Here is a 13,112-nt window from a genome sequence, read left to right on the forward strand (position 1 = left end):
CCGGCAGCCTGAGCTGCCGCAATTTTTTCCCTTTTCTGGCATATTTGGTCACCATCCCTTCATAGCTTGGCCGCATATGTTGATCAGTTTGTCGCAAGGCAATTGGGTTGTGCAGGTCGGCTTTCGCAAGCACCGCGAAGGACACAGTGGCCTGGGGAATCGATTGGGGTTGACAGGACACTGCATCAGCGCTCCACTTTTGTTGCGCAGCAGGTCTTTGGCAGGAACGATGCGCAAAGGGTGAAAACCAAGTTGGACGCTCAAGACAACAGCCAAAGCAAGGCCCGGACTTACTCGGGTGACATTGCCATCGTTGGACTATCGGTGGATCTGCCCGGTGCCGGATCGGCAGCGGCCTTCTGGGACAATCTGCGCGACGGCGTCGAAAGCATCGAAGTGCTGGATGAAGACAGCTTGCTGGCCAACGGAGAGCGCCCAGCGCATATCGCGGATCCCAACTACGTGCCAGCTGCCGCACGGCTGCAGGGCTATGATACCTTCGATGCGGAATTCTTCGGATTCAGCCCGAAAGAGGCCGCTATCCTGGACCCACAGCACCGCAAGTTCCTGGAGGTCGCCTGGACCGCCATGGAGGATGCAGGCCACCCACCCGAAAGCCTTGATGCCCCCATCGGCGTCTATGCGGGCTGTGGCATGGGCAGCTATTTCTATTTCAACATCTGCTCCAACCCCGATCTGGTGGACGATGTGGGCATGTTCCTGCTGCGTCACACCGGCAACGACAAGGATTTCCTGTCGACCCGCGTCAGCCATGTCTTTGACCTGAAGGGACCATCGGTCAACATCCAGACCGCCTGTTCGACCTCTCTGGTGGCGATTCACTACGCCTGCAAGGCCCTGCGCGAAGGCGAATGCGGCATGGCGCTGGCGGGGGGCGTTACCATCGAACTGCCGCAGGGGCGCGGCTACCTATACAAGGAAAACGAGATCCTGTCGCCGGATGGGCACTGCCACGCCTTCGATCACCGCGCGCAAGGCACGGTCTTTGGCTCTGGCGCCGGTGCGGTTGCGCTGCGCCGTCTGGAGGATGCCATCGCCGATGGCGACCACATCTGGGCGGTGATCAAAGGCTCAGCCATCAACAACGACGGTGCCGACAAGGCCGGATACCTGGCCCCTTCGGTTGGTGGACAGGCCGCAGCGGTGCGCAAGGCACTGGCGGCAGCGGATGTGCCCGCCGACACCATCGACTATGTGGAGTGTCACGGCACCGGCACCTACCTGGGCGACCCGATCGAGGTCACCGCCCTGACCGAAGCCTATCGCGACACGACGGATGAGGTCGGCTATTGCCGGATCGGCTCGGTCAAGACCAACATCGGCCATCTCGATACCGCAGCCGGGGTAGCGGGCCTTGCCAAGACCACTCTGGCGCTGAAACACCGGCAGATCCCGGCCTCCCTTGGCTATGAGGCGCCGAACCCGGCCATCGATTTTGAGACCTCGCCCTTCAAGGTGAACGCGACCCTGAGCGACTGGCAGCCTCACAAGGGACCGCGCCGCGCGGGTATCAACGCGCTGGGGGTCGGCGGCACCAATGCCCATGTGATCCTAGAGGAAGCCCCCGAACGCGGCGCATCAGAGGAAAGCGATTTCCCCTTCCATGTGCTGTGCCTGTCGGGGCGCAGCAAAGGCGCGCTGGACGGCAACACATCCGCGCTGGCCGACTGGCTGCGGGCCAACCCGGATGCGAACCTGGCCGATGTGGCCTATACCCTGAAGGAAGGCCGCCGCGGCTTTGCCAAGCGCCGCGTGGTGGTGGCCGAAAGCGCGACCGAGGCCGCCGATCTGCTGGAGAAAGGCGATCCGCGCCAGGTCTTTACCCATGACCATCTGGGCGTTACCCCCGAGGTGGTCTTCATGTTCCCCGGCGGCGGCGCGCAATATGCGGGCATGGCGCGCGACCTGTACGAGACCGAGCCGGTCTTTGCCGATTGGATGGACCGCGGGCTGGATCACCTGCAGGCCAAGCTCGATTACGACATCCGCGCGCTTTGGCTGCCCGAAGAGGGTGAGGAAGAGGCCGCAAACGCAGCCCTTCAGAAGCCCTCTGCACAGCTGCCGCTGATCATGATCGTGGAATACGCGCTGGCGCAGCTCTGGATCAGCTGGGGCGTGCGCCCCTCGGCCTTGGTCGGGCATTCCATGGGCGAAAACACCGCCGCCTGCCTGGCCGGTGTGCTGTCGTTTGAGGATTGCATCGATCTGGTGCTGCTGCGTGGACGGCTCTTTGATACGGTGCCTGCGGGCGGCATGCTGTCGATCTCCCTGCCGCTAGCAGAGGTGCAGGCCCTGATCGGCGCGGATCTGGATATCGCCAGCGTCAATGCGCCGAGCCTCACCGCCGTCTCTGGCCCGCAGGCCGCGCTGGACCGGCTGGCTGAGACCCTGAAAGCGCGCGACGTGGATCACCAGCGCATCCAGATCGACATCGCCGCCCATTCGCGGATGCTGGACGGGATCCTCGATCAATATGGCGCCTTCCTGCGGGGGCTCACCCTGTCGCCGCCGCAAATGCCGATCATGTCGAACCGCAGCGGCACCCTGCTGACCGCAGAAAAGGCCACCGATCCCGACTATTGGGTGCACCAGCTGCGCGGCACGGTGATGTTCGCGACCTGCATCGACACATTGGCTCAGGTACCGGGCCGCATCTATCTGGAGGTCGGTCCCGGCAAGGCGTTGAGCGCGCTTGCGCAGATGGCACCCGCCGTGACCCCCGGGCAGGTGCTCAGCTCGCTGCGCCACCCGGATCAGCAGATGATGGATGATGCCTATTTCTTTGGCGTCATCGGGCGGCTCTGGGCCTGCGGGTACGAGGCGGATTGGGATCAGATCTGGGGCGAGGCAAAGCGCCATCGCCTTTCCTTGCCCACCTATGCTTTCCAGCGCAGCCGCTATTTCATCGAACCTGGCAACGCGGCACGTCTCGAAGAGACCGCCCTGCCCGCCCGCCGTGACGACATCGCAGATTGGGGCTATCGCCCGATCTGGCGTCCCCGCCTGGCCGATTGCGCGCTGGATGTGCAAAGCGAGCTGAACCAGGACCCGCAACGCTGGCTGATCTTCGAAGATGACACCGGCGCCGCTGCCAAGGCCGCCGCGCGGCTGGAGGACGCCGGTCACCCGGTTGTGCGCGTGCGGCCCGGCGATACCTATGCGCAGCTGTCGCCCAGCTCCTATGTGCTGGCGCCCGAACAGGGGCGCGCAGGCTATGCCGCGCTTCTGGCGGATCTGGAGCGCGCGGATCTGCTGCCCAGTCGCATCGCACATTTCTGGCTGGTAACCGATGGCGAAAGCTTCCGCCCGGGATCCTCCTTCTTTGATCGCAACCTGGAAATGGGCTTTCATTCCCTCACCGCATTGGCGCAGGAGTTGGGCGGCATGGATCTGGCCCAGCCGCCCCATGTCACCGTCTTCACCACCGGCTCGGCCCAGCTGCGGGATGAACCCCTGCCCAACCCCGAAAAGGCGCTGATCGCGGGACCTGCGCGGATGATGGCACGCGAGCTGCCGGGGATCACCTGCACCACCGTGGATATCGAGCTGCCAAAACCGCCCAGCGGCCTGCTGGCGCGGCTGCGGGGTGAGACCACAGACGACATTACAGACCGTCTGCTGGAAGAGCTGCTGGCAGAGCCCGGCACGGCCTCCGCCCTGTGGCGCGGCGCCAAGCGCTATGAAAAGGACTGGCGCGCCCTTCCCTTGCCCGGCGCCGAGGCGTCAGCCGCCAAACCTGCATTCAAACAGGGTGGCACCTACCTGATCACCGGCGGCTACGGCGGCATCGGCCTGACCGTCGCACGCCACCTGATGACGCATTACGCGGCCAATGTGGTGCTGATCTCCCGCGAGGGCCTGCCTGCGCGGGACAGCTGGGCGCTGTACCTGCGCAGCCACAGCCCGGCCAACCATATTGCAAAACGCATCCGCGCCATCCAGGCGCTGGAGGAGATCGGCACAGGTACGGTGCTCCCCTTGGCGGCCGATGTCTGCAATTCCGGCCAGATGCGCACGGCGGTGCAGGCCGCCGAAGCGCAGTTCGGCCCGCTCACCGGCGTGATCCATGGCGCCGGCACGATCGACGATGCGCCGCTGCTGGCCAAATCGGACGAACAGATCGCCAAGGTCCTGGCCCCCAAGGTCAGCGGCTTGCGGGTGCTTGATACGCTCTTCCCCGATGACAGCCTCGATCTGATGGTGCTGTTCTCGTCCTCCTCAACGGTGACCACCCCTGCCGGTCAGCTCGATTACGTCGCTGCCAATGAATACCTCAATGCCTATGCCGCCCATCGAAAGGGCGGCAAGACCCGCGTCGTGGCGGTGGACTGGGGTGTCTGGGGGGATGCGGGCATGGCCTCTGACGCCCTGGCTGCACGGCAAGGCGATAGGGGCCCAAGCGAAGCCGCCCCCTGTGATCAGCCGCTTCTGGACAGTGCGGGCTTTGATGGCGCGGGCAACCGGGTCTATCGCACCCGGCTTGATGCCCGCCAGCACTGGCTTCTGGACGAACACCGCACCAAGGATGGCAGCGCCGTCCTGCCCGGCACCGGCTATATCGAACTGGCGGTCGAGGCGCTGGCCGATCTCGGGTTGGCCGAGGATGCACAGCTGCCCGCGATGGAGCTGCGCGATCTCTACTTCCTGCGCCCGCTGGTGGTGACCGAAGACCGCCCCACCGAGCTGCTGATCCGGCTGGTTGCACAGGAAGAGGGCTATGCGCTGTCGTTTTACAGTGAAGCCGGAGACGGCTATGCGCTGCATGCCGAGGCAATGGCCGCCTATATGACGCAGCCCCCGTCGCACACCGTCGCTGTTGAAGACATAGAACACCGCTGCAGACCTGAACAGGCGCAGCCGGGCGTGCGCCTGCGCTCCCCGCAGGAAGCGCATCTCACCTTTGGTCCGCGCTGGCAGGTGTTGCGGCAGATGGCCTTTGGCGATCGCGAAGGTCTTGCCACCCTGCGCCTGGCCGAAGAGGCGGAAGAGGATGCTACCGTGCTGCATCCGGGCCTTCTGGATCTGGCGACCGGCTGGGCCATCGCGCTGGCACCGGGTTATGGCACCGATGCCCTGTGGGTGCCGATGTCCTACCGCGCCATTCGCATCCATGCACCGCTCAGCAAGGTGATCCACAGCCACATGCGCCTTGCCGCAGGTGACGAGGGCCAGACCGACAGCGCGCTGTTTGATGTCACCCTCAGCGATGAAGCCGGACAAGTGCTGGTCGAGGTCGAAGGCTTCCGTATGCAGCGGCTCGCGGCTGGGTTTGAGACCACACCGGCCTCCACAGCGGACGTCAGCGCCACCGCTATCGCAATGGCGCGCAACAGCGCGAGCCAGCCCCTGTCGCCCGAGGAACGGCGCCTGCAGCACAATATCGCGCAAGGCATCCGTGCCGAGGAAGGCGGAGAGGCCCTGAGCCGGGCTTTGGCCGCCTGCCAGGAGGCGTCGCTGTCGCAGGTGGTGGTCTCCTCGCTTGACCTGCCTGAGTTGATCGCCCAGGCGAGCATGAGTGCCACGGGTCCCGAAACAGAGGCCCAGAGTTTCGAGCGCCCGGATCTGGATACGGATTACGTCGCCCCGGCAAACCCTGTCGAGGACCGGTTGGCCGCGCATTTTCAGACCCTTCTGGGGGTTGCGCAGGTGGGCACGCGGGACAGTTTCTTTGACCTTGGCGGGCACTCGCTGATCGCCGTGCGTCTTTTTGCGCAGATCAAACGAGACTATGACGTGGAATTCCCGCTGTCGCTGCTGTTCGAGGCGCCCAGCGTCGCCAGCCTGGCCGAACGGATCATCGCCCGCACCGGCGGTGGTGTCAGTACCGAATCGCCAGACGCCGATAAGAGCGACAGCGCAACGCCCGCCTTCACCCATCTGGTCAAGCTGCATCCGGGCGATGGCACCGGGCGGCGGCCCTTCTTCATCGTCGCGGGCATGTTCGGCAACGTGTTGAACCTGCGCCATCTGGCGCAGCTGCTGGGGACGGATCGCCCGGTCTACGGGCTGCAGGCACGCGGGCTGATCGGCAGCGATGCGCCGCATGATCGCATAGACCGGGCCGCAAGAGATTACCTGAATGAAATCAGGCAGATCCAGCCCGAAGGCCCCTATCTTCTGGGTGGCTTTTCGGGCGGCGGCATCACCGCCTATGAGATGGCACAGCAGTTGCAGGCCGGTGGAGAGGCGACCGCCGCCCTGATCCTCCTGGATACGCCGCTGCCGGTTCGCCCAAGCCTCACACGCAAGGACAAGGCGCTGATCAAACTGCAGGAATTGCGTCGCAAGGGGCCGTCTTACCTGACCGAATGGGCCAGCAACCGCATCGCTTGGGAGATCCGGAAACGTCAGGCAAACCCGGTCGAAACCGGCGCCACGCCCGCCTTCAACAACCGCCGGATCGAACTGGCCTTCCGCGCCGCCATCACCGCATATGATCTGCAGCCCTGGGACGGCGATATGACCCTGCTGCGACCGCCTCTGGACCAGCACTGGCCGGTCTCAAACGGGCGCTTTGTCAGTGCGGAACGGGAATATGTCTACCCCGACAACGACTGGACCCGCTGGGCTCCCCGCCTTGAGGTGGTCGAGGTGCCCGGCGATCATGACAGCATGGTGCTGGTCCCCAATGTGAGCGTGCTGGCGACAGAGGTCAAAGCGCGCCTGGACCGCGTCGAAAGCGCCGCGATCGGGCACGGCGACCACCCGCAGGCGGCAGAGTAACACCATGAGTTCCACCCCTGCCCCCCGTTTCAGCGACGATGATCATGCCCGCAACAGCGTGCTGACCATCATCCTGAACTACCGCACGCCGCAGATGACCCTGCAGGCCGCCGAGGCCGCGCTGGCAGAGATGGAAGACCTGCCGGGCGCATTGGTGATCGTGGAGAACGGCTCGGGCGATAGCTCCTGGGAGGAGCTGCAAAAGGGGGCAGCCAGCCGGGGCTGGCTCGACAGTCCCAAGGTCCGACTAATCCGCTCAGAGGTGAACGGTGGCTTTGGTGCCGGCATGAATATCGGCATGGCGGCTGGTCTGCCCGATGGCAGCGCGCCGGGGTTCTACTACCTGTTGAATTCGGATGCCTTCGTCGAAGGGGAAACCATCTCGCGCCTCCGCGATTTCCTGATGGCAAGTCCCGGCGCGGGCTTGGCGGGGTCTTTCGTGCATGGCACCGATCACGAGCCGCACCGCACCGCCTTCCGCTTCCCCTCGATCGCAGGCGAGTTCGAAATGGCCGCCCGCACCGGGATCATCACGCGCCTCTTGCGGCATGCGGTCGTGGCAATGGATATCCCCCAGGCCGAAACCCAGGTGGACTGGACCGCTGGTGCCAGCCTGATGATCCGCCGCGAGGTGATCGAAGAGATCGGCGGCTTTGACGAGACATTCTTCCTCTACTTTGAGGAAACCGATCTCTGCCACCGCGCCGCCCGGGCCGGTTGGCGTACCCATTATGTCCCGACCAGCACGGTGGCCCATATCGGCTCTGCCTCGACCGGCATGAAATCCTGGGGGCGCACCCCGCCCTATTGGTTCGACTCGCGCCTGCATTACTTCGTGAAAACCCACGGCGTGATCTATGCCGCGCTGGCAACCCTGGCTCGGATCAGCGGCACCGGCCTTTATGGGCTCAGGCGCCTGGTCCAGGGCAAACCGGCCGCCGAGGCCCCCCATTTCCTGCGTGATCTGATCCTGCACGCCCTGCGCGCGACGATCCGCCGCAAACCATCCAAACATGAAACGCGCCTTCACACCCCCTTCCCGGAGGAGCAGAAATGACCCCATTTTCCTCGGTCATCATTGGTAATGAATCCCTCGCCGTCGGCTGCGGAGATGCGCTATTGGCGCGCGGCCACATCATCCGCGCGGTTGTCTCTCAGGATGAGGCGATCCGGAACTGGGCTGCCGAAAAGGGGATCACCGTTCTTGCAAACCCCAATGATCTAAATGAGTTACCGGGCGGGTTTGATTGGCTTCTCTCTATCGCCAACCTGCGGGTGATCCCCGACGCCGTGCTGAAACAGGCTTCCAAGGGCGCAGTGAATTTCCACGATGGCCCGCTGCCGCGCTATGCCGGTCTCAATGCGCCGAACTGGGCCTTGATCGAGGGTGCGCGCGACTACGGCATCACCTGGCACATGATCGAAGGCGGTATCGACGAGGGCGATATCCTCGCGCAGCGCCTGTTCGATGTGGCCGGGGATGAGACCGCCTTCAGCCTCAACTCCAAATGCTACGCCGCCGCAATGGACAGTTTTGGCGAGGTGATCGAGCAGCTTGAAACAGGCAGCCTCAACCGACAGCCCCAGGATCTGAGCCAGCGCAGCTATTTTGCCCGCGCCGACCGTCCCGCCGCCGGGGCGCGTCTGGATTTCACCAGGCCCGCGGCAGAGCTTGCCCGCCTGGTGCGCGCGCTTGATTTTGGCGGCTACTGGAATCCCCTGTCGGCGCCCAAGATCGCAATAGGCGACCGGGTCCTTCTGGTGTCGCGTGCCGAAGCGATTGAAGGTGATGCAGCGCCGGGTGAGGTGCTGGAGAATACCAATGATGGCCTGACCGTGGCCTGCGGCAGTGGTGCCCTGCGCCTTGCCGGGATCACCGATACATCCGGGCGCAGCCTGTCCGTGCTGGATCTCTGCGCAACCGGCGATCTCTTGCCTGCGCTCGATGCGCAAGACAGCGATGAGATCACCGCCGCCCTGGCTGCGACCCAGGCGGGCGAGGCCCATTGGCGACAGGCGCTGGCCGCAATGCAGCCGGTTCCGGTACCCTTGGCGCGCAAGACCGGCGAAACCGGCGTGACCCGGCATGAAATCACCACTGCCGACAGTCTCACCGAAGCCCAGATCGCTGCGGCCACGCTTGTGTTTGCCCTGCGCAGCGCCGGAGCCGAGACGGCGGATATCGCCCTTGCGACCGAGACCATGACGCCACGGCCCGGGCTTGTCACAGGCTGGGTGCCGCTGCAGGCGCACCATCAGGAGGATCTGGCAGGCCTGGAACAGCGGGTTGAGGCTGGGATCGGGAAGGCCCGGACATATGGCGGCTTTGCCGAGGATCTGATCGCCCGCGCGCCCGAGCTTGCGCCACAGGATCACCCCGGCATCGGACTATCCCTGGGACGGGATGCGGCCCTGCCAGGCTGCGCTGCCACCGTTTCCTGGGCGGATGGGGCGCTTGCGCTTCATGTGGATGGCGCCCAGCTTGACCAGACGGCCGCGGAGCTGCTCGCCGCGCGGCTGAAACTGGTGCTGGGTGCCATTTCTTCCGCAGACGGCACCGATGCCACGGTCGCCGACCTGCCGATCCTGCCCGAGGCCGAGCGCCAGATGTTGATCGGAGACTGGAACCAGACTTCGGCCAAGGTGGACTTGACCCAGACCGTCCACGCGGCATTCGAGGCGCAGGTGGTTCGCACCCCCGGTGCCACCGCGCTGGTTTTCGAGGATCAAAGCCTCACCTACGCCGAACTCGACGCCCGCGCCAATGGGGTTGCCGCCCAGCTGCAGCACATGGGCGTCAAACCCGGCAGCCATGTGGGCATCTATGTGGCGCGCAGCCCCGATCTGGTGGTCGCCGCCCTTGCGGTGATGAAGGCAGGCGGCGCCTATGTGCCGCTGGACCCCGCCTATCCAGCCGATCGCATTGCCCATTTCATCACGGACAGCGGCGCCGCCGTCATCGTGACACAGGGCGCGCTGCAGGGAAGCCTGCCCGCATCCGACGCGCAAGTTCTGGTTCTGGATGGCCCCGAGGCGCCACAGCCCTGCGCAACACCCATAAAGGGCGGCGCAACCGGGCAGGATCTGGCCTATCTGATCTACACCTCCGGCTCTACCGGCCTGCCCAAGGGGGTGATGGTGCGTCATGGCAATGTGGCGAACTTCTTTGCCGCCATGGACGCGCGCATCCCCCATCAACCGGGCGATGCCTGGCTGGCGGTGACCAGCCTGTCGTTTGACATTTCCGTGCTCGAACTGTTCTGGACCCTGTCGCGCGGCTTCAAACTGGTGCTCTCCAGCGATGAAAGCCGCCTGCAGCTGTCGAACGGGCCGATTGCCACCTCTGACCGGAAGATGGACTTCAACCTGTTCTACTGGGGCAATGACGACGGCCCCGGCCCGCGCAAATACAACCTGCTGCTGGAAGGCGCCAAATTCGCCGATCAACACGGGTTCAACGCGGTCTGGACGCCAGAGCGGCATTTCCACGCCTTTGGCGGCCCCTATCCCAACCCCTCGGTCACCGGCGCAGCGGTCGCGGCGGTCACACAGAACCTGGGCGTGCGCTCTGGCTCCTGCGTGGCCCCCCTGCACCATCCCGCCCGCATTGCCGAGGAATGGGCGGTGATCGACAATCTGACCGCAGGCCGCGCGGGCCTTGGTTTCGCCGCCGGCTGGCAGCCCGATGATTTCATCCTGCGCCCGGAAAACACGCCGCCCGCCAACAAACCCGCCATGTATGAGGCGATCGAGACCGTGCGCAGGCTGTGGCGCGGCGAAGAGGTCGCCTTCCCGCGCAAGGACGGCGGCACACATGCGGTGATCACCCAGCCGCGCCCGGTGTCCAAGGAACTGCCGGTCTGGGTCACCACCGCAGGCAATCCCGACACCTGGCGAGAGGCCGGAGAGATCGGCGCCCATGTCCTCACCCACCTTCTGGGCCAAAGCATTGACGAGGTCGCAGGCAAGATCCGCATCTACCACGACGCCCTGCGCGCAGCCGGGCATGATCCGGCGGATTTCACCGTCACCTTGATGCTGCACACCTATCTGGCCGATACCCGCGAGGCGGCCCGCCAGACAGCGCGCGAGCCGATGAAGGACTACCTGCGCTCGGCCGCCGGTTTGATCAAGCAATACGCCTGGGCCTTCCCGGCCTTCAAACGCCCCAAGGGCGTCAACAACGCCTTTGACATGCAGCTGGATGCGCTTGGCGCCGACGAACTGGAGGCGATCCTGGATTTCGCCTTTGAACGCTATTTCGAGGACTCAGGCCTGTTCGGCACGGTGCAGGATGGTGTCGCCCGCGTGGAGCAGTTGAAACGCATCGGCGTGGATGAGGTCGCCTGCCTTATCGATTATGGCATCGCGCCCGAACAGGTGATGGAAGGGTTGAAGCCGCTGGCCGAAGTGCTGTGCCTGTCGAATGCCCCGCAAGAGCTTGACTCCGAAGACTTTTCGCTTGCCGCGCAGATCCTGCGCCATGATGTCAGCCACATGCAATGCACGCCTTCGATGGCGCGCATGATGGTGCAGAATGACGAGGCACGCATGGTGCTGCCTCATCTGCAGCATCTCCTGGTGGGCGGCGAAGCCCTGGCCGGTGATCTGGCGGGCGATCTGCGCGAGGCAGGACCGGGGCAGATCCACAACATGTACGGGCCGACCGAGACGACCATCTGGTCCACCATGCAGACCTTGGATGGCGTCCCTGCGGGTGTTGCGGACATCGGCGCACCGATTGCCAATACCCAAGTCTATGTTCTGGACTCGAAAGGCGCCCCGCAACCCATTGGTGCCCCTGGGGAATTGCTCATCGCGGGTGATGGGGTCACCACCGGGTACTGGCAGCGCCCCGAATTGAACGCAGAGCGTTTTGTCGCTGATCCCTTTGGCGGCGGCAAGATGTATCGCACCGGCGATCTGGTCCGTTGGCGGACAGACGGGCGGCTCGATTTCCTCGGCCGCACCGACCATCAGGTGAAGATCCGCGGTCAACGCATCGAGTTGGGCGAAATCGAAGCGGCCCTTTCTGCCCAGCCGGGCGTCACCGGCGCGGTTGTCATGCCCCGTACCATTGGCGCCGGGGAGCAGCTGGTCGGATATATCACCACCTCTGCCCCGGTGCAGGAACCTGCGTTGAAACAGGCGCTGGCCGCCCGTCTGGCCGAGGTCATGGTGCCTGCCCATATCGTGACGCTGGAGGCCTTCCCGCTGACCCCGAACAAGAAGATCGACCGCAAGGCACTGCCGGATCCGAAACCGGCCCGCGTGGCTGCGCCGACAACCGAAGCGGCACCCAAGGCCGGTGCCCAGGCGCAGATCGCCGAGATCTGGGGCCGGATCCTTGGGCTCAATGGGATCGGCGCGCAGGACAACTTCTTTGTCCTTGGCGGGCATTCCCTGTTGGCGGTGCAGGCGCACCGGGACATTCGCGCCGCACTGGAGGTGCCGAAACTGTCGATCACCGATATCTTCCGCTTCCCGACGCTGTCCGGCCTGGCGGACCATGTGGAAGGCCTGTCAGGCGGTTCGCAAAGCCCGGAAGATCCGGTAGACACGGCAGAGGCAGCTGCCGCCGAAGCGGCAAAAACCGAAACCATGTCGAAACGGCGCGCCATGCGTGCCAACCGTAGAGCCAGGACAGGATGATCGCAGACCCATCCCTGACCACGAAGATGACCCAAGAGCGGCTGGACCTGGTCCGGCCGCTTTTTGGGCCCGAGGTGGCCGTGGCCGCCTGTGATCCCCTGGCAGATCCCCCGGTGCCCTTCGCCGAAGAAACCGCCTGCCTGTCGCCCCGCGCGGTAGAGAAGCGTCGCCGCGAGTTTGCCGCGGGGCGCGCGGCGGCGCATCAGGCCATGCGGGATCTCGGCCAAGTGCCGCGCCCCATCGTGATATCCGACAGCCGCGCTCCAATCTGGCCCCAGGGGCTGACCGGGTCGATCACCCATACCAAAAGCTGTGCCCTGGCCGCCGTTGCCCCAGCCGATACCCTGCGCGCCATCGGCATCGATGTGGAGGAAGACACACCGCTCAAAGACGATCTCGTGCCTGCAATCTGCTCGGATCGGGAACGGGCCTGGCTCAGCAAACAGGACGATCCCGGCCAGATGGGCAAGCTGATCTTTTCCGCAAAGGAAGCCGCCTATAAGTGCCAATACATGATCAGCAAAAGGTTTTTTGGATTTGATGGCATGGAGTTGGAAGTCACACCTGATGTTGACAGCCCCGGCCAGAGCGGCCGTTTCCTGGCCCGTTTCACGGCGGATCAACTGCCGTTTCAGCGTGGATTTTCCATCGAAGGGGCCTTTGTGATCGGTGCCGGGATCATTTTCACAATGGCCACGCTCAAGAAGGAGTGAGAC

General features: G+C 64.6%; 4 protein-coding genes. All 4 read left to right on the forward strand.

Features of this window, described 5'->3' with window-relative positions:
• Nucleotides 1–240 precede the first annotated feature (240 nt).
• The 4 genes from PXK07_RS01500 to PXK07_RS01515 are packed head-to-tail and all read left to right on the forward strand — an operon-like array spanning nt 241 to nt 13,109.
• Nucleotides 241–6,744 (forward strand): type I polyketide synthase, encoded by a 6,504-nt coding sequence (locus PXK07_RS01500; protein ID WP_446728335.1) that lies wholly within the window; start codon nt 241–243, stop codon nt 6,742–6,744.
• A 4-nt stretch (nt 6,745–6,748) separates the two neighbouring features.
• A complete protein-coding gene (locus PXK07_RS01505; protein ID WP_274846414.1) occupies nt 6,749–7,801 on the forward strand; it encodes a glycosyltransferase family 2 protein in 1,053 nt (350 codons plus the stop codon).
• Entirely contained in the window at nt 7,798–12,396 is a 4,599-nt protein-coding gene (locus tag PXK07_RS01510; RefSeq protein ID WP_274846415.1) for a MupA/Atu3671 family FMN-dependent luciferase-like monooxygenase, read from the forward strand. The genes PXK07_RS01505 and PXK07_RS01510 overlap by 4 nt, the downstream gene beginning before the upstream one ends.
• Complete coding sequence (locus tag PXK07_RS01515) at nt 12,393–13,109, forward strand: 4'-phosphopantetheinyl transferase family protein (protein WP_274846416.1); 717 nt, start codon at nt 12,393–12,395, stop codon at nt 13,107–13,109. Before PXK07_RS01510 ends, PXK07_RS01515 begins: the two co-directional genes overlap by 4 nt.
• Nucleotides 13,110–13,112 lie beyond the last annotated feature (3 nt).

This window comes from Phaeobacter sp. QD34_24, assembly GCF_028890115.1.
GTDB lineage: Bacteria > Pseudomonadota > Alphaproteobacteria > Rhodobacterales > Rhodobacteraceae > Phycobacter.

Coding starts and splice junctions, on each gene's coding strand:
- PXK07_RS01505 (WP_274846414.1), top strand. CDS start 6,749: ATGAGTTCCACCCCTGCCCCCCGTTTCAGCGACGATGATCATGCCCGC.
- PXK07_RS01510 (WP_274846415.1), top strand. CDS start 7,798: ATGACCCCATTTTCCTCGGTCATCATTGGTAATGAATCCCTCGCCGTC.
- PXK07_RS01515 (WP_274846416.1), top strand. CDS start 12,393: ATGATCGCAGACCCATCCCTGACCACGAAGATGACCCAAGAGCGGCTG.